Origin of the sequence: Dyella amyloliquefaciens, assembly GCF_004296575.1 — a bacterium.
Classification (GTDB): Bacteria; Pseudomonadota; Gammaproteobacteria; order Xanthomonadales; family Rhodanobacteraceae; genus Dyella; species Dyella amyloliquefaciens.
The window spans coordinates 887,807-906,372 of record NZ_SAYT01000001.1 but is presented as its reverse complement, the minus strand read 5'-3'; the positions used below and the strand labels follow the sequence as shown (position 1 = coordinate 906,372).

General features: G+C 65.5%; 14 protein-coding genes. 6 read left to right on the top strand and 8 right to left on the bottom strand.

All coding sequences use genetic code 11. The features are described from left to right. Nucleotides 1-479: 479 nt before the first annotated feature. Nucleotides 480-3,062, bottom strand: a complete 2,583-nt coding sequence (clpB, locus tag EPB08_RS03665) for an ATP-dependent chaperone ClpB (RefSeq protein WP_130617677.1) — start codon at nt 3,060-3,062, stop codon at nt 480-482. Nucleotides 3,063-3,232: 170 nt separating this feature from the next. Between clpB and otsB the strand changes: the two genes are divergently transcribed. Genes otsB through otsA form a run of 3 tightly spaced genes read left to right on the top strand, consistent with a single transcriptional unit; the run spans nt 3,233 to nt 7,231 of the window. Then, on the top strand, nt 3,233-4,063 hold the full coding sequence (gene otsB, locus EPB08_RS03660; RefSeq protein ID WP_324615129.1) for a trehalose-phosphatase: 831 nt from the start codon (nt 3,233-3,235) through the stop codon (nt 4,061-4,063). Next, complete coding sequence (locus tag EPB08_RS03655) at nt 4,035-5,846, top strand: glycoside hydrolase family 15 protein (protein WP_130617676.1); 1,812 nt, start codon at nt 4,035-4,037, stop codon at nt 5,844-5,846. The genes otsB and EPB08_RS03655 overlap by 29 nt, the downstream gene beginning before the upstream one ends. Beyond that, a complete protein-coding gene (gene otsA / locus EPB08_RS03650; protein WP_130617675.1) occupies nt 5,846-7,231 on the top strand; it encodes an alpha,alpha-trehalose-phosphate synthase (UDP-forming) in 1,386 nt (461 codons plus the stop codon). Before EPB08_RS03655 ends, otsA begins: the two co-directional genes overlap by 1 nt. Before the next feature lie 64 nt (nt 7,232-7,295). Here otsA and EPB08_RS03645 read toward each other — a convergent pair whose 3' ends face one another. From EPB08_RS03645 to rluD, 3 genes are all read right to left on the bottom strand, one after another. Continuing rightward, on the bottom strand, nt 7,296-7,856 hold the full coding sequence (locus EPB08_RS03645) for a hypothetical protein (protein ID WP_130617674.1): 561 nt from the start codon (nt 7,854-7,856) through the stop codon (nt 7,296-7,298). Between the two features lie 134 nt (nt 7,857-7,990). Then, a complete protein-coding gene (gene pgeF, locus EPB08_RS03640; RefSeq protein ID WP_130617899.1) occupies nt 7,991-8,737 on the bottom strand; it encodes a peptidoglycan editing factor PgeF in 747 nt (248 codons plus the stop codon). 10 nt (nt 8,738-8,747) lie between these two features. Beyond that, nucleotides 8,748-9,725: a 23S rRNA pseudouridine(1911/1915/1917) synthase RluD gene (gene rluD, locus EPB08_RS03635; RefSeq protein WP_130617673.1), complete on the bottom strand. Its 978-nt coding sequence runs from the start codon at nt 9,723-9,725 to the stop codon at nt 8,748-8,750. Between the two features lie 70 nt (nt 9,726-9,795). On the opposite strand from rluD, the gene EPB08_RS03630 reads away from it, so the two are divergent. Beyond that, nucleotides 9,796-10,635 carry an outer membrane protein assembly factor BamD gene (locus EPB08_RS03630; protein WP_130617672.1) on the top strand — a complete coding sequence of 280 codons (840 nt, stop codon included), beginning with the start codon at nt 9,796-9,798 and terminating at the stop codon, nt 10,633-10,635. 221 nt (nt 10,636-10,856) lie between these two features. Here EPB08_RS03630 and EPB08_RS03625 read toward each other — a convergent pair whose 3' ends face one another. Then, entirely contained in the window at nt 10,857-12,488 is a 1,632-nt protein-coding gene (locus EPB08_RS03625) for an NAD+ synthase (RefSeq protein WP_130617671.1), read from the bottom strand. A gap of 152 nt (nt 12,489-12,640) precedes the next feature. Here EPB08_RS03625 and EPB08_RS03620 point away from each other — a divergent pair, with 152 nt between their 5' ends. Beyond that, entirely contained in the window at nt 12,641-14,419 is a 1,779-nt protein-coding gene (locus EPB08_RS03620) for a GGDEF domain-containing protein (RefSeq protein WP_130617670.1), read from the top strand. 26 nt (nt 14,420-14,445) lie between these two features. Here EPB08_RS03620 and EPB08_RS03615 read toward each other — a convergent pair whose 3' ends face one another. Continuing rightward, nucleotides 14,446-15,063: a LysE/ArgO family amino acid transporter gene (locus EPB08_RS03615; RefSeq protein ID WP_130617669.1), complete on the bottom strand. Its 618-nt coding sequence runs from the start codon at nt 15,061-15,063 to the stop codon at nt 14,446-14,448. A gap of 196 nt (nt 15,064-15,259) precedes the next feature. Here EPB08_RS03615 and EPB08_RS03610 point away from each other — a divergent pair, with 196 nt between their 5' ends. Next, complete coding sequence (locus EPB08_RS03610) at nt 15,260-16,150, top strand: LysR family transcriptional regulator ArgP (RefSeq protein WP_130617668.1); 891 nt, start codon at nt 15,260-15,262, stop codon at nt 16,148-16,150. A gap of 247 nt (nt 16,151-16,397) precedes the next feature. Here EPB08_RS03610 and sucD read toward each other — a convergent pair whose 3' ends face one another. Further along, nucleotides 16,398-17,273 carry a succinate--CoA ligase subunit alpha gene (gene sucD / locus EPB08_RS03605; RefSeq protein WP_109124142.1) on the bottom strand — a complete coding sequence of 292 codons (876 nt, stop codon included), beginning with the start codon at nt 17,271-17,273 and terminating at the stop codon, nt 16,398-16,400. A 14-nt stretch (nt 17,274-17,287) separates the two neighbouring features. Next, nucleotides 17,288-18,451, bottom strand: a complete 1,164-nt coding sequence (gene sucC / locus EPB08_RS03600) for an ADP-forming succinate--CoA ligase subunit beta (RefSeq protein WP_130617667.1) — start codon at nt 18,449-18,451, stop codon at nt 17,288-17,290. Nucleotides 18,452-18,566 lie beyond the last annotated feature (115 nt).

Sequence of the window (18,566 nt, the reverse complement as noted above, 5' to 3'; positions counted from 1 at the left end):
CCTCTCCCCGGAGGAGAGAGGGAGAAGTGGGGTGGCTCGCGGCGTTCATTTGCCGGGCGCCAAGGCTGCTTTAAGTCCTCAGCGCATGGGCGTGTTGCGGTGTAGCCGCACCCTATGAGGTAGCACGTCCCTGATTCGGCTTGCCCCAGTCCTCCGACGCTTCTATCCCACGTACTTCTATGAGCCTTGGCTCTGAAGGCCATTTTCTTTGGGTTACTTTTCTTTTGGGCCAGCAAAAGAAAAGTGACTCGGCGGCCGGCAGGACGTCGAAACGCCCGCTGCGTAGGCGGCACCCTCGCGGGAACGGCGCTACCGAAGGCAACGTCCCGCTCCAACAAGAACGAAAGACATGGAGACCGGGGCGAAAGGCCTCGCGCACAGGGTGCGCTCCTACAAGAGCAGACAAATCGTGCCGCGAAAACGAACGTGCCCGCGCTGCATCACCGCGTGGGCACTCCCGACACCTCAGTGATCAATCATCACTGCTTGCTGAAAACCAGATGCCCGTGTTCGGCGTCGACCACCACCGTACTCCCCGCCGGGAACCGCCCCTCGAGGATCTCCTTCGCCAGCGAGTTCTCCAGCTGTTGCTGGATCGCCCGCTTCAGGGGGCGCGCGCCATACACCGGGTCGAAGCCCACGTTGCCGAGCAGATCCAGCGCCTTCTCGCCGATCTCGAGCTTAAGCTGACGCTCGGCCAGGCGCTTCTCGAGATAAGCCAGCTGGATCTTCGCAATGGCACGGATCTGCTTCTTCTCCAGCGGACGGAACACCACCAGTTCATCCAGGCGATTGATGAACTCCGGACGGAAGTGCGCCTGCACCACGCCAAGCACCGCCGCCTTCATCTGCATGTAGTCGGCTTCGCTGTCGCCCGCATGCTCCTGGATCATCTGCGAGCCGAGGTTCGACGTCATCACGATGACGGTGTTGCGGAAATCGACCGTGCGGCCCTGGCCGTCAGTGAGACGTCCGTCGTCCAGCACCTGCAGCAGGATGTTGAAGACATCCGGATGCGCCTTTTCCACTTCGTCCAGCAGGATCACGCTATACGGGCGACGGCGCACGGCCTCGGTGAGATAGCCGCCTTCTTCATAGCCAACGTAGCCCGGAGGCGCACCAATCAGTCGGCTCACGGAGTGCTTCTCCATGAACTCGCTCATGTCGATGCGCACCATCGCGTCCTGCGTGTCGAACATGAATTCGGCCAGCGCTTTGCACAACTCGGTCTTGCCCACGCCGGTGGGGCCGAGGAACAGGAACGAACCATACGGACGATTGGGATCGGACAGGCCGGCGCGGGCACGGCGGATCGCATCGGACACCGCGCGCACGGCTTCGTCCTGGCCGACCACGCGCTTGTGCAGCGCCTCTTCCATGTGCAGCAGCTTGTCGCGCTCGCCCTCGAGCATCTTGGTGACCGGAATGCCGGTCCAGCGCGACACCACCTCGGCAATCTCCTCCTCGGTGACGCGATCCTGCACCAGCTTGAAGTCCTGCTTCTCGGCGGCCTGCGCCGCGGCGAGCTGCTTCTCCAGTTCCGGCAGCTTGCCGTACTGGATCTCGCTCATCTTGGCGTAGTCCTGGCGGCGCTGCGCGGATTCCAGCTCCAGGCGCGCGGCCTCGATCTGCTCCTTCACCTTGGTCGCGCCCTGCAGCGCGGCCTTCTCGGACTTCCAGATTTCGTTGAGGTCGGAGAACTCACGCTCCAGCTTCTGGATGTCCGCATCGAGGTCGGCGAGGCGCTTCCTCGAGGCGTCATCGGTTTCCTTCTTAAGCATCTCGCGCTGGATCTTCAGCTGGATAAGGCGACGCTCCAGGCGGTCAAGCTCCTCCGGCTTGGAGTCGATCTCCATGCGGATGCGCGACGCGGCCTCATCCATGAGATCGATCGCCTTGTCAGGCAGCTGGCGATCGGGGATGTAGCGATTGGACAACGTGGCCGCCGCGACGATGGCCGGGTCGGTGATCTCCACGCCGTGGTGCACCGCGTAGCGTTCCTTCAGGCCGCGCAGGATCGCGATGGTGTCTTCCACGCTCGGCTCGCCCACGTAGACCTTCTGGAAGCGACGCTCCAGCGCGGCATCCTTCTCGATGTATTTGCGATACTCATCGAGCGTGGTGGCGCCGATGCAATGCAGCTCGCCTCGCGCCAGCGCGGGCTTGAGCATGTTGCCGGCGTCCATGGCGCCATCGGCCTTGCCGGCGCCGACCATGGTGTGCAGCTCATCGATGAACAGGATGATCTGGCCTTCGTTTTTGGACAGGTCGTTCAGTACGGCCTTCAGGCGCTCCTCGAATTCACCGCGGAACTTCGCGCCGGCAATCAGCGCGCCCATGTCGAGCGCGAGCACGCGACGATCACGCAGGCCTTCGGGCACTTCACCCTTCACGATGCGCTGGGCCAGGCCTTCGACGATGGCGGTCTTGCCCACGCCGGGTTCGCCAATCAGCACCGGGTTGTTCTTGGTACGACGCTGCAGCACCTGGATCGTGCGGCGAATTTCCTCGTCGCGACCGATCACCGGATCGAGCTTGCCGCTCTCCGCGCGCGCCGTAAGGTCGATGCAGTATTTGTCCAGCGCCTGGCGCTGGTCTTCGGCGTTTTCGCTCTGCACCTTTTCGCCGCCGCGCAGCTTGTCGATGGCGGCCTCGACGTTGGCTTTGGTGGCACCGGCAGCCTTCAATGCGCCACCGAGTTCGCCCTTGTCGTCCAGCGCCGCCAGCACGAAAAGTTCACTGGCAATGAACTGGTCGCCGCGCTGCTGCGCGAGCTTGTCGGTGAGGTTGAGCAGGCGCGTCAGCTCGTTGCCGACGTGCACGTTGCCTTCCTGTCCGCTGACGCGCGGCAGGCGTTCCAGCTGTTCGTTCACGCGCTGGCGCAGCGTGGGCACGTTGACCTGCGCCTGCGTCAGCAGCGGTGCGGTCGAGCCGCCCTGTTGCTCCAGCAGTGCCGCCATCACGTGTACGGGCTCAAGCATGTTGTTGTCGCGCCCGACCGCCAGTGACTGGGCGTCGGCCAGCGCCTGCTGGAAGCGCGATGTGAGTTTGTCCATCCGCATGGGTTGCCCCCTCGATCAAAAGGATTTGGCGGCCCCGCCGCCACTGCACCGTGAGATGCGGCTCACGGCGATGTGATTCAAGCGTTCACGGCGACGACAGCGCCGCGACATTTCAGCCAGCGCTGCCGTCCATAGCTCGCCTTCACATTTGCCTTGGTAGTCTGCGTTCCGTGTCATCGCCCTCCCCCCTCGCCGCCATGCCCGCCCAGCCGCATCTCCCGGCCCCGCCACTCCCTGGCGTGGACGACCGTTGGGCGATGTTCCTGGACGTGGACGGCACCTTGCTGGACTTCGTGGACCAGCCGCACCAGGTGTACGTCGACGCGCGCCTGCGCGACCTGATCGAAGACCTCCATGCCACGCTCGATGGGGCATTTGCCCTGGTGAGCGGACGCAGCCTGGACGATCTGGACGACCTGTTTGGCCATCCGCCATGGGCCATGGCCGGTTTGCACGGCCTCGAGCTGCGTGGTGCCGACGGCCGCTATCGCGGCGTGCATATCGGCTCGGCGCGCCGCACCCTGGTGCGTGAAATCGCCGACTCCATTGCCACGCGCTTTCCGGGCGTGACGCTGGAAGACAAGGGCATGGCGTTCGCCTTGCATTGCCGGACCGCGCCGTGGCAATTCGACGCCTTGCGCGAAAGCGTGGAAGCCGTGATGCCGAAACTGGCGGGTTACGAAATCCAGCCCGGCAACCAGGTGATCGAACTCAAGCCGGAAGGCATGGACAAGGGCAAGGCGGTGGCGACCTTGCTCGGCACGTGGCCGTTCCACGGCCGCCAGCCGGTCTACGTGGGTGACGACCTCACCGACGAACACGGCTTCGCCATGGCCAATCTCGAAAGCGGATTGAGCGTGCGCGTGGGTTGCCGCGAGCCCAGCCTTGCCCGCTATGCGTTGCCCGACCCCGCCGCTGCGCGGGCCTGGCTGTTCCGCGTCTTGCACGCGCTCAAGCATGGAGCCCTCTCACATGCCCATTCCTCAGGAGGAAGCGCCTGACACCCAGCCAAGCCTGGCATTGGGTGTCATCGGCAACGGCAGTGTTGCCGCATTGATCGATGGGCGAGGCCGCATCGTCTGGTGTTGCCTGCCCCGCTTCGATGGAGACGCGAGCTTCTGCGCGCTGTTGTCGCCCCAACGTGAAGGTGGCGACTGGGCCATCCATCTCGAAGATTTCGAGCGCGCCGAGCAGCATTACATGGCCAACACGGCGGTACTCGTCACCCGCCTGTACGACAAGCACGGCGGCGGTGTCGAGATAGTCGACTACATGCCGCGCTTCCGCTCGCGCGGCCGCGTCTACCACCCTGTCCTGATCGCACGACGCGTTCGCCCCATCGGCGGGTCGCCACGCATACGGGTCCTGCTGCGACCCTTGTGCGAATACGGCGCCAGCGAACCGCACACCACCTCGGGCAGCAATCACATCCGCTTCCTGTTGACCGGCGTGGTCCAGCGACTCACCAGCGACGTCGCCTCGCCGATGATCGAACGTGCCCTGCCCTTCATCCTGGAAAAGCCCGCGCATTTCGTGCTCGGCCCGGATGAAACGTTGACGCACAGCCCCGCCGACTTCATCCACCACACGCTGGAGCGCACGCTCGCCTACTGGCGCGAATGGGTGCGCAACCTCTCAGTGCCTTACGAGTGGCAGGAGCCGGTGATACGTGCCGCGATCACGCTCAAGCTGTGCCAGTACGAAGCCACCGGTGCCATCGTGGCGGCGCTCACCACGTCCATCCCTGAATCTGCGGATTCGCAACGCAACTGGGACTATCGCTTCTGCTGGCTACGCGACGCCGCCTTCACCGTGCGCGCCCTCAACCGGCTGGGAGCCACGCGCAGCATGGAGGAGTACATCCGCTACGTATTCAACCTGGTGGCCGCCGACGGCGAGCACGAGATCGGCCCGGTATTCGGCATCACCTTCGAACACGAACTCACCGAGACCCAGGTGGACAGCCTCGCCGGCTACCGCGGCATGGGACCGGTACGCGTGGGCAACGACGCGTGGCGTCAGCGGCAGAACGACGTCTACGGTTCGGTGGTGCTCGCGTCGGCGCAGACCTTCTTCGACCGGCGACTGGAACATCCCGGCGACGAACTCACCTACCGTCGACTCGAACGCATGGGCGACATGGCCCTGCGCATGGCTGAAGAACCCGATGCGGGCCTGTGGGAATTTCGTGGGCGCGCCGCGGTGCACACCTATTCCGCCGCGATGTGCTGGGCAGCCTGCGACCGCCTCGCCCACATCGCCACCGAGCTTGGCCTGGACGAGCGCGCGCGGCATTGGCACGACGAGGCCGTGGCGTTGCACGAACGCATTGAAAAGCGCGCATGGAACGAAAAGCTAGGGACGTTCGTAGACGCTTATGACGGCGAGCACCTCGATGCGAGCCTGTTGCTGCTGGCCGACATCGGCTTCATCAACGCGATGGACCCGCGCTTTGTCGCCACCGTGGATGCGATAGGCGAAACGCTGGGACGTGGCGACTACCTGTTCCGATACATCTCGCCCGACGACTTCGGCGCGCCGGAAACCAGCTTCAACATCTGCACCTTCTGGTACATCGACGCGCTGGCTGCGACCGGCCGCAAAGAGCGCGCACGCGCGATGTTCGAGCACATGCTGTCGCAACGAAATCCGCTTGGCCTCCTGTCGGAAGACATTGCGCCACGCAGCGGCGAGCACTGGGGCAATTTTCCGCAGACCTATTCGATGGTGGGCCTGATCCAGGCTGCCATGCGCCTGTCGAGGCGCTGGGAGGACGCACTGTGATGTTGGGACGCAACAGCGGCCAGGGACGGTTGGTCGTGGTTTCGAATCGCGTGGCATTGCCGGATCAGACGGCGACGGGGGGACTGGCGTCCGCGATGCGCGCGGCACTGCAGGAACGTGGCGGCTTATGGTTCGGCTGGAGCGGCAAGGTGGCGCGCCAGACCGGTGGCGACGTGCATCGCCAGAAGGACGGGGTCGTGGAATACGCGACCATCGACCTCTCTCGCAGCGACCACGACGACTTCTACGACGGCTTCGCCAATCGCACGCTTTGGCCGTTGCTGCACTATCGGCCCGACCTGGTCGACTACGACCGCAAGCACCTCGCCGGCTATCTGCGCGTCAACAACCTGTTCGCCGAACAACTGATGTCGTTGATCGGACCGCAGGACCTGGTGTGGATCAATGACTATCACCTGATCCCGCTTGCGGCGATGCTGCGCGGACGCGGCATCCGCAATCGCATCGGCTTCTTCCTGCATACCCCGCTGCCGGCAGCCGGCCTGCTGATCACCCTCCCGCGCCATCGGGAGCTGCTCGAAACGCTGGCGAGCTATGACCTGGTGGGCTTGCATACGCCTCGCGATCGTCGCGCGCTGGAGGAGTATTTCCTGCACGAAGTCGGCGCAACCATGCGCCGCGACGGACGCCTGCAGACACCCAGCGGACGCATGTTTCGCGCCGAGGCGTTTCCCATCGGCATCGATACGCACGAGGTAGCGGAGAGCGCCAGCCATGCCGACGAGCACGAGGAGATCCACCAGCTTCGGCAGAGCCTCGAAGGACGCGCGCTGATCATTGGCGTCGACCGGCTCGACTATTCCAAGGGCCTTCCCGAACGCTTCCAGGCCTATGCGCGCCTTCTCGAACGCTCGCCGCAGCTGCATCGCAAGGTGACCTTCCTGCAGATCGCCCCGCCATCGCGTGGCGGCGTGCCGGAATACCGGCAGATCCGCCGCGAACTGGAACGCAGCGCAGGCCACATCAACGGCATGTACGCCGCGCCCGACTGGGTGCCGATCCGCTACGTCAACAACTCGTTCTCGCATGACCTGCTCACCGGCTATTACCGCACGGCACGCGTGGGCCTGGTCACGCCACTGCGCGATGGCATGAACCTGGTGGCGAAGGAGTACGTCGCCAGCCAGGACCCTCGCAATCCCGGCGTACTGGTGCTCTCGCGTTTCGCCGGCGCGGCGCAGGAGTTGACCGAGGCACTGCTGGTGAATCCGTCGGATACCGAAGAGGTGGCCGAAGCGCTGGGCATTGCGCTCACCATGCCGCTGCACGAACGACGCAACCGCTGGCGGCGCATGATGGAGGTGCTGGAGAAGCAGGATGTGACGGCGTGGCGGAATGCGTTCCTGCAACACCTGGCCCCATAGCCTGCCGGCAAAGAAAAAGCCCGCCAGATCGGCGGGCTTTTCGTTCGTGGGTGGCAACCCTTGCTCAGGGGCCGTGTCCTGCACCCTGTGCCGCGGCTGGCGCATTGGCGCCGGACGACGGTGGGGCCGAAGTGCTGGCGGGGCTGTACGAGTTGCTGCTGTCCCGATGCACCGGCTCCCTCAGTGTGTCGCGCTGGAACGGCATATGGCCATCAGGCCCCGCCAACGCCCACATCCGCCCTTCGACGTCCACCCAGTGCCAGTTGCCCGCGGGCACGGGCTGGGTGGAGACCGACACAAAGTGGGCGTCATAGTTGCCGTCCGGCCGCTTCTCTGCCTCGAGCTGCAGGTTGAGGATGAACTGGCTGGCGATCGGGCGCCCGTGCGCCTCGGCCGGCCTGGTGACCATCTCGCTCACATTCTTGGAAAGCAGCCGGCTCATCTGCGGCTCGAGCGTGATGGCAGGCGATGCCGAGGTCACCTTGCCGTCCGAGTTGACCTGTACGAGTACCGGCAGCACGCGCTGCGGAAATGGGTTCAACGAACCGGACGAGGTGGACGCCATCGCGGCGCCTCCCATGACCGACAATGCACCGACAAACGCGACAACATGACTGCGCTTCATGTGACCTCCCTGGAATGCGTATTGATGCGGGCTGCGGATGCCGTCCTCCGCCCCTTCCTGCGGCACGACTGCGCCAATCTGCTCCCTTCACGAGCCTTGCGTCAACTTTCCAGCCGCAGGACCGGCTCCGCCGTCTAGGGCGCCAGCCAGATCAGGCTGGCGAAGCGGCCACTCTGGGCCCCGTCCCGTCGGTAGGAATAGAAGCGGTCGTCGATCCGGGTATCGAAGCCACCGCCATGGACGCTCCCTATGCCGGCCGCCCGCAGGCGGCGATCGGCCAGCCCGGCGAGATCGCACAGCCAATGGCCGGGGTGCGTGGGCGTGAAGCAGGCCGCGGCGCCGGGATCTGTCCCGATGAAGGCCTCGCGGACCTCTTCCCCCACTTCGTAGCTGGGCGCGCCGATGCACGGCCCCAGCCACGCCATGACCTGTCCGGGCGGCGACGGCAGCGACACCAGGGCCGCCTCCAGCACGCCCCCGGCCAGCCCGCGCCAGCCCGCGTGGGCGGCGGCGACTCCGCTGCCGTCCTGCGTGCAGAACAGCACAGGCAGGCAGTCGGCGGTCAGGATGGCCAGCGGCTCGCCGGCCTGGCAGGTGACGGCGGCATCGGCCCGCGGCTCGCCCTCGGGCGTTTCCCCGTCGATGTCTGCCACCTCGATCCCGTGGACCTGTTGCAGCCAGTGCGGCGCCCTGGGCAGCTCGAGCGCCCGCTGCACGGCGCGGCGGTTGCTTTCGACCGCTTCGGCAGCATCGCCGGCCCGGGCCCCTAGGTTCAGCCGGCCATAAAGCCCGGCGGACACCCCCGGCCCCTGCCGGGTACTGACGGCGGCGCGCACGCGTGGCGGGGCCGGCCAGTCGGGGATGACCCATGCCTCGGACAACGTCACGGGCTTACTGCCACTCGTCCAACCCAGCCTGGGCGGTGTCGGCGCGCAGGGCGTCGATCAGCCCCTGCTGGTCGGCAGGGCGCTCGGCACTGAAGGACATCGGCTCTCCGGTCACCGGGTGCTCGAAAGCCAGCCGTTCGGCATGCAGCGCCTGTCGGCGGAAGCCGCGCAGGGCCGCCACCAGCTCGGGCGTCGCGCCCTTGGGCAGCCTCAGGCCGCCGCCGTACAAGGGGTCACCGACCAGGGGATGGTTGATATGCGCCATATGCACGCGGATCTGGTGCGTGCGGCCGGTTTCCAGGCTGCACTGGAGCAGGCTGTGGGCCCGGAAGCGCTCGCGCAGGCGGTAATGGGTGACGGCACGCTTGCCGTCCTCCTCATCGCGAACCGCCTGGCGCAGGCGATCGCCCATGTGGCGGCCGATCGGGGCATCCACCGTGCCGCCAGCCACCAGGGTGCCCAGCACCACGGCCTCGTACTGCCGCTCCACGTCGTGACGGGACAGCATGTCCACCAGCGCCGTGTGCGCCGGCAGCGTCTTGGCCACCACCATCAGGCCCGAGGTGTCCTTGTCCAGCCGGTGCACGATGCCGCCACGCGGCAGGTGGGCCAGCACAGGATCGTGGTGCAGCAAGGCATTCAGCATCGTGCCGGCGCTGTTTCCCGCGCCCGGGTGCACGACCAGGCCGGCCGGCTTGTTCACCACCAGCACGTGCTCGTCCTCGTGGACGATGTCCAGCGCGATGGCCTCGGGGGCCAGCTCCACCTCGGTCTCCAGCTCGGCCTCGAGCCGGACCTTCTCCCCGCCCCGCAACAGCTGGCGCGGCGGCGCCTGGACGCCATCCAGTGTGACGGCCCCGGCCTTGATCCACGCCGTGAGGCGGGACCTTGAGTAGTCCGGGAACATCTCGGCCAAAGCCTGGTCGAACCTCCGACCTGCGGCCGACAACGGCACGGTGGCCTCGTGACGGATGGTCGTCATGGCCTTCCGCCCGGGCAACCGGTGGTTTCGGCTATCATCCCTTTTCGATCAAACATCTGAACCCTTATCCATGCGCGTAACCAAGCTGCCGGCTTTCAAAGTCTTTGTCGTGCTCGCCATCGCCCTGTCGATGAGCGCTTGCTCGATGTTCGGCCACAAGAAGGACACCAACGACACCCTCCCGGTGGACAAGCTTTACGCCAAAGCCAGTGAGTCACTGCAGCACGCCGACTATTCGGCAGCGAGTAAAGCGTACCAGCGACTGATCGCGCGCTTCCCTTCCGGTGACTACAACGAGCAGGCCCAGCTTGACCTGGCCTACTCCCAATACAAAGACAACCAGCCGGATGACGCCTATTCCACGGTCAACCGCTTCATCAAGACGTATCCGACCCACAAGCATGTGGATTATGCCTATTACCTGCGCGGTCTGATCAATTTTGATCGCACCGGCGGCGCCATGGAGCGCATGCTGCAGTCGGGCGAGCCGCAGACCCGTCGTGACCAGGGCTTCAACCTGAAGTCGTTCGACGACTTCTCGGAGCTGTCGCGCCGCTTCCCGGACAGCGCCTACACGGCCGATGCCCGCCAGCGCATGATCTACCTGCGCAACCTGCTGGCCCAGTTCGAAATCAACGTCGCCGAGTACTACCTGCGCAACAAGGCCTACGTGGCCTCCGCGAACCGCGCCCAGTACGTGATCGAGCACTACCAGCAGGCGCCGCAGACCGGCGACGCGCTGGCCATCCTGACCCGCAGCTACCTGTCGATGGACCAGAAGGGCCTGGCCGACCAGACCCGCCAGGTGCTGGCCGCGAACTACCCGAACCATCCGTACCTGACCGACCCGAAGTGGCCGCACTCGCCGTCGCTGATCCGCAAGATGATTCCGTTCTCGGGGCACCATTGATCGACCCCCTGGGTTTCCGGAAAGCATGAAAAAAGGCCGGTGGGAAACCACCGGCCTTTTTCTTTGGGCTCCATTTACCTCTGTAGGAGCGCACCCAGTGCGCGAAAAGCCTACGAAGCTTAGAAGCCGCAACGCACGCACCCTGAGCGGCACTGGAGAAAATTCACCGTGACGCACGCCGATCGCGCACTGGGTGCGCTCCTACAAGGGCGGGGTTCTGCTTATTTCCAGCCTGAGGTAATCGGATACCGCCGCTCGCGCCCGAACGCCCGCGTGGTCACGCGCGGGCCCGGTGCCGATTGGCGACGCTTGAACTCGTTGAGCAGTACCAAGCGCACCACGCGGCGTACGGTATCGGCATGGAACCCATGGGCTGCGATTTCCGCCTGCGATTCTTCGCCCTCGATGAAGCGCGCGAGGATGGCGTCCAGCTCGTCGTAAGGTGGCAGCGAATCCTGGTCGGTCTGGTTGTCGCGCAATTCGGCCGACGGCGGGCGATCGATGACCGCGGAGGGAATCGCCTCCGCTTCGCCGCGTTGCACCGCGTGCGCATTGCGCCAGCGCGACAGGCGATAGACCGCGGTCTTGTAGACATCCTTGAGCGGCGCATAGGCGCCGCACATGTCGCCATACAGCGTCGCATAGCCGACGGCCATTTCGCTCTTGTTGCCGGTGGCGAGCAACAGGCGGCCGTGCTTGTTGGAGAGGGCCATCAGCGTCACGCCACGCGTGCGCGACTGCAGATTCTCCTCGGTGGTGTCCGCCTGCTTGCCGGCGAACGCCGGGGTGAGCGCGCCGAGGAAGGCATCCACCATCGGCTCGATGTTGATGATGTGGTACTCCACGCCCAGCTGCTCGGCCTGGGCGCGTGCGCCGTCCAGCGAAAGCTGCGAGGTGTAGCGCGTCGGCATCATCACCGCCGTCACGCGCTCGGCGCCCAGGGCATCCACCGCCAGCGCCAGCGTCAGCGCGGAATCGATGCCTCCGGAAAGGCCCAGCAGCACGCCCGGGAAACCGTTCTTTTCGATGTAATCGCGAATGCCACGTACCAGCGCCGCGTAGAGCGTCGCCTCCGACGAAACATCGCCCGCATTCGGCCAGCCGTCCGGGCGCAGCGTGCGTGTTTCGCTGTCGAAATCCACCCACAGCATGGCATCAACGAAGTTCGGTGCACGCGCGGCCACGGTGCCGTCGCCATTCACCAGTAGCGAGCCGCCGTCGTACACGACTTCGTCCTGGCCACCGATCAGGTTGAGATAGGCGATCGCGCAGCCGGTTTCCTGCGCGCGCGCCGTCAGCACGCGCTCGCGATCGGGCTGCTTGGCGTCATCCCAAGGCGAAGCGTTGATCACCACGATGAGCTCGGCACCCGCTGCCGCGGCCTGGGCTGCCGCTTCCGGCTCCCAGATGTCCTCGCAGATCAGCATGCCGACGGGCACGCCATCGATCGACGCCACGGCGCTTTCATTGCCAGGGCGGAAATAGCGCTTGTCGTCGAACACGCCGTAGTTCGGCAGTGCCTGCTTGTGCGTGGTGAGTTCGATGCGCCCGCCACGCAGCAGACTGGCGGCGTTGTAGACCTCGCCTTCGCTATGCGGGTGGCCGACCAGCGCGGCCACGCCGTTGGTCGCACCGGCCAGGGCATTGAGTTCGCACTGGCAGGCGACCAGAAAACTCGGACGCAACAGCAGGTCTTCCGGCGGATAGCCGCTCAGGGTGAGCTCGGGAAATGCCACCAGCGACGCCCCGCCCTCACGCGCCTGCGCTATCAGGTCCCCCACCTTGGCGGCGTTGGCCGCCACTGCACCGACCGGGAAATCAAACTGCGCTAGCGCGAAACGTAGGGATGACATGCCGTGGGGGACCTGGCTCTGGGGCCTGAAATGATACCCGAGCCCTGCCGCGAAGCCCGCGAAATTCAGGCCAGCCGGTCCCTCACGAGCCTTCACTCGAGCCCTGGAAGCGGGTGCTACGATCCCCTGACGCAGACGGACAGGGGGCAGCGTTGCGTCATCGCGGGGCCATCGGAACGACTGCTTCACCCGTATCGCCAGGCACCTGGTGGCGCGGCGCATGGCTGTTGCTGCTGTTCCTCGTTGCGCCATGGGCGCACGCCGGTACGCCTTATCCGTTGTTCGGACCGGCGCCGATGGAACCCGCCGTGGCTACCTACCGCGCGCTTCCCGGCGAGCAGCCGCCGCAGGACTTTCGCACGCTGTCCGCCTGGCGGGCCTCCCGGCAGGCCATTCCACGAATAAGCATGTACGGCGGCGACTACTGGCTGGTGGCCAGCCTCCCGCCCACCTTCCTGGATCGGGACTGGGTCGTCACCTTCAGCAACACCTACTACCGCCAGGCCAGCCTGCACGTGCTTGGCGACGACGGCACGCGGCAATCATTCGATGCCGGGCGGGGCATCGACACCAACTTCATGCTGCGCGGCCTCGCGCCGGTGAACCTGCAACCGGGACATCGCTACGCCGTCGTCATCCGCGTCACCACGCCTTTCTTCACGGCGCCGCCGCGCGTCGACCTGCAGACGCGCGAGCAATACCGGCGACGGCTGACAAGCGAATCGGCACTCATGCTGCTTTCGCTCGGAGTGCTGTGCGGGCTGGGTGTATTCATCCTGTTCGTGGGCCTGTGGACGCGCAACGCCAGCTACACGCTGTACGGCTGCCAGTCGCTGATCCTCATGGCCGGTTGGGCGTCGTTCTTCGGGCTGCCCGAGGACTGGCTGGGCCTCAGGGACGGTCGCTTCAATTTCACGCTCTGGTTCATCCTCGTACCGGTGGTGCACGCACCGTTCACCATCCGCTTCCTGGAACTGGCCCGGCACGCGCCGCGCGCCACGCGTATCGGCTACGGCATCGTGATCGCCAGCCTGGTGGCCCTGCCGGTGTCGCTGGCGCTGCCGTCGCTTGCCTTCCTCATTGCCACCATCGCGATCACCTCCGTGGTGCTGTTCTCCGCCAGCTGCGGTCTGTGGGCAATGCTCAACGGCATACGCCAGGCGCGCTTCTTTGCGCTCGCCTATGTCTGCGTGCTCGTGCCGGGCGCCGTCATCCTGCCGGTGAATTTCGGCCTGATGGCCAGCCCGGTGGACAACGCCGACCTGCTCACGTTGATCGGCAACAGTTGCGAGGCCATGTTGCTGGCCTTCGCACTCGCCGATCACGTGAAGCTGGTGCAGGCGGCGCGCGAGCGTTTCCGCCAGGGCATGCTCGATGCCGTCGCGCGTGCCTCTACCGATCCGTTGACGGGCCTGGGCAATCGACTGGCCTTCAATATGCGCATCGAAGAGATCGTCGGGCAGGCGGGTGACATCGCTACGCCGGGCAGCTGGCAGGTTGCGGTGATCGACCTGGACGGCCTCAAGCAGATCAACGACAGCGAAGGCCACGCGCGTGGCGACGCCTTGCTGCAAGCCGCCGCCAACGGCCTGGCGGCCCTGCCCTGCGATGGACGCGCATTCCGGCTCGGTGGAGACGAATTCGCGGTGATCGCCTTCGGCGACGAGCTGGCGATGCATCGCCTTACGCGCGCCCTCGTCCGGCTCGACGAAAAACTCTCGCGACAGGGATTTTCCAGCGCGGGGCTCAGCTTCGGCGTATGTCGCGCGCCGAGCGGCAGCGCGCCTGGCGCGGCGGAATTCACGGCCCTCGTGCGCCAGGCCGATCGCATGATGTACGAGCACAAGGCGCGGCGTCGTACTCCGCCCAGCGAGGCGGAACGGCCGGAGTCGCCGACGCCGGGCGATCGCGAGATACGCAGCGAACCTTAGCGTGCCGCCCTGACCGCACGCGGAGCTCAGGTCACCGGCTGAAACAGGAGCACCGCGGCCAGGGTCAGCATGAAAGCGGCAACCGCTACATCGAATACACGCCAGGCGATCGGACTGCGGAAGATCGGCAACAACGCACGCGCGCCATAGCCCAGCGACACAAACCACACCACGCTTGCGGTGGAGGCGCCCGCGGCGAACGCCCAGCGCCCACCACCGTCGTAATGCGTCGACAGGCTGCCGAGCAACACCACGGTATCGAGATAGACATGCGGGTTGAGCAGCGTGAAGCCCAGGCAGGCGAGCACGATGCGACCCCGATTGCCCACGCCATCACCCGCCGGCTGCAGGCCGCTTTCACCACGCCAGGCACGCCTCAAGGCAAACAACCCGTACGCAGCGAGGAAGGCGGCACCCACGTAACGCAGCCATTGCAGCAGGCCCGGATGCTGCTGCACCGCCAACCCCATGCCCGCGACACCGAGCAGGATCAGGCTGATGTCGGCCACGATGCAGACCAGCACCACCGAACCGACGTGGGCGCGCTGCAAGCCCTGCCGCAGGACAAAGGCATTCTGCGCGCCGATCGCGATGATCAGGCCCGCGCCAGCGGCAAGACCGGCAAGGTAAGCAGTCGGAGACATAGGGAGACCTTCAGGACAGGCCGCCACTTTGGCGCAATACCCTGATTCAGTAAAACTAAACTTACTGAAGACGGTTAAGATTTACTAATCTCCGCGGGACGCCTGCAATGAGTGATCGTTGCCCGTCGCCAATGGCTCTGGCGCTGCCATCGCGCCGGGCGTCGTCCTCCCGCGGGCATAGCATGGAGGTCATCGGATGAGCCTGCTCAACCCCCAACTCACGGCATTCGCTGCAGTCCTGGACGAGGGCAGCTTCGATGCGGCAGCACAGCGTCTGTCACTGACACCGTCAGCTGTGTCCCAACGCATCAAGGCACTCGAAGATCGTCTTGGTCAGGTCTTGATCCTCCGCCGCACGCCCTGCGAGGCGACAGCCGCTGGCAAGCGCCTGCTCAGGAGTGTGCAGCAACTGCGCCTGCTGGAAGCGGAGACGCTGGAAGCATTCCACGTGGCGTCCGGTGACGAAGGCCCAGTGTCGGCCGCGATCGCCGTCAACGCGGACTCCCTGGCCACCTGGTTCCTGTCCGCATTGGCGGAGCTGCATGAGCGGCACCAGTTGCTGTTCGATGTGCGCGTCGAGGACCAGGACCATTCCACCGACTTCCTGCGGGATGGTTCAGTGCTAGGCGCCATCACCGCTATAGCGCAACCGGTGCAGGGATGCGTGGTGAAGAAGCTGGGCGTGATGCGTTACCTCCCGGTGGCATCGCCCGCCTTCGTGAAACGGTATTTCCCGCGTGGCGTCGACGCCGCCTCGCTGGCGAAGGCACCCATGCTCGTGTTCAATCGCAAGGATGAGCTGCAGTGGCGATTCATCCACAGCGTGACGCGAGCGCGCCTCGCACCGCCCATGCACTACCTGCCCTCCTCCACCGCCTTTGTTGAAGGTGCCGCGCTGGGCCTCGGCTGGGCCATGGCACCGGAATCGATGCTCGAGAAGCCTTTCGCCGAAGCCGCGCTGCAGCCCATTGCGCCGAAGCGATGGCTGGACGTGCCGCTGTACTGGCAGCATTGGGCGATTCATTCCGAGACGCTTGCGCGGGTGACCACCGCGCTGCTGCAGGCCGCCAAACAGCGGTTGCGCTAAACGACGATGGGTTTTCTGTAGGAGCGCACCCAGTGCGCGATCACCCGGTCGCCGGATGAAAGATTCCGCAGGCAGCCCTTATTTCCTTGGGCACAGCCAGGGGCCGGTATTCGCGTGTTTCATCGCCTCGTTCTTCGCCGATCGCGCACTGGGTGCGCTCCTACAGACGGCGGCCGCTGCGGAGAGGCATAAAAAAGGGCCGCATCGCTGCGGCCCTTTTTGCTTCGGTCGATGAGACCCGAATGACTTACTTCTTCATCAGACCCGCAAGGGTCTTGCCGAGGTCGGCCGGGGACTTCACCGTGGTGACGCCCGCCTTCTCCAGCGCAGCGAACTTCGCCGCTGCCGTGCCCTTGCCGCCCGAGATGATGGCGCCGGCATGGCCCATGCGCTTGCCCGGAGGGGCCGAAGCGCCAGCGATGAACGACACGACCGGCTTGGTGACGTACTCGCCGATGAACTCGGCAGCGTCTTCTTCAGCCGAACCGCCGATTTCGCCGACCATGATGATGCCTTCGGTCTGCGGATCGTCCTGGAACATCTTCAGGCAGTCGATGAAGCTCAGGCCGTTGATCGGGTCGCCGCCGATGCCGATCACGGTGGACTGGCCCAGGCCTTCGTTGGTGGTCTGGAACACCGATTCGTACGTCAGCGTGCCCGAACGGGACACGATGCCGACCTTGCCCGGCATGTGGATGTGACCCGGCATGATGCCGATCTTGCACTCGCCCGGGGTGATGATGCCGGGGCAGTTCGGCCCGATCAGCACGGTTTCCGGATGCTGGGCCAGCACGTTCTTCACGCGCAGCATGTCCAGCACCGGGATGCCCTCGGTGATGGCCACGATGACCTTGATGCCGGCATCGATGGCTTCGAGGATCGAGTCAGCCGCGAACGGCGGCGGCACGAAGATGACGGACGCATCGGCGCCGGTTTCATCGACGGCTTCGGCGACCGAGTTGAAGACCGGCAGGCCGATGTGCTCGGTGCCGCCCTTGCCCGGGGTCACGCCGCCGACGACCTTGGTGCCGTAGTCCAGCGCCTGCTGCGCGTGGAAGGTGCCCTGCTGGCCGGTGAAGCCCTGCACGAGGACCTTGGTGTTCTTGTTGACGAGAACGCTCATGGTTCAGTTGCTCCTCAGGCCTTGGCCGCAGCCACGGCTTTCTGCGCCGCATCGTTGAGATCGTCGGCCGGCGTGATCGCCAGGCCGGAGTTGGCCAGCAGTTCGCGGCCCAGCTCCACATTGGTGCCCTGCAGGCGCACCACGACGGGGATCTTCAGACCCACTTCCTTCACGGCCGCGATGATGCCTTCGGCGATCAGGTCGCAACGCACGATGCCGCCGAAGATGTTGACCAGGATGGCCTTCACCTTGTCGGAGGACAGGATCAGCTTGAACGCCTCGGTCACGCGCTCCTTGGTGGCGCCGCCGCCGACGTCAAGGAAGTTGGCCGGCTCGCCGCCTGCCAGCTGGATCACGTCCATGGTGGCCATGGCCAGGCCTGCGCCGTTGACCATGCAGCCGATGGAGCCGTCCATGGTCACGTAGTTGAGGTTGTGCTGCACGGCAGCCGCTTCAGCCTGGTCTTCCTGGGTCAGGTCGCGCATGGCGGCCAGGTCCGGGTGACGGAACTCGGCGTTGTCGTCGGAGTTGACCTTGCCGTCGAGGGCGGCGAGGTTGCCGTCGGCGAGGATGGCGAGCGGATTCAGCTCGACCAGGGCCAGGTCCTTCTCGTTGAACAGCTTGTACAGGCCCAGCATGATCTTGGTCAGCTGGCCGACCTGCTTCGCATTGAGGTCCATGGCGAAGCCGAGCTGGCGACACTGGTACGGCTGCAGGCCTTCCACGAAGTCCACCACGATGGTGTGGATGTCTTCCGGGGTGTCCTTGGCGACCTGTTCGATGTCCACGCCGCCGTGCTTGGAGGCGATGAACGAGACCGACTTGCTGTCACGGTCCGTCAGGATCGACAGGTAGAGTTCCTTGGCGATATCCGTGGCGTCGGTGACCAGCACCAGGTTCACCGGCAGCGCGCGGCCAGCCGACTGGTAGGTTTCCATGTTGGTGCCCAGCATGCCCTTGGCAGCTGCGCGCACGTCGTCGAGGCTCTTGCAGAACTTGACGCCGCCGGCCTTGCCGCGGCCGCCTGCGTGGATCTGAGCCTTGACCATCCACTGCGAACCACCAAGGTGCTTGGCGGCGTCGACAGCGGCATCGGGAGAGTTGGCGACCTTGCCCGGGGGCACGGCAATGCCGTACTTCGCGAACAATTCTTTGGCCTGGTACTCGTGGAAATTCATGGATACCTCGAGAGTACGGGAGAACATGGCGGCCGCGACGGGATGTGGGGCCCGGGGCGGTCAGGGGAACGACGGCGGTACAAGCGCTGCCGGATGCAGTGCGCCGCCGCCTGCC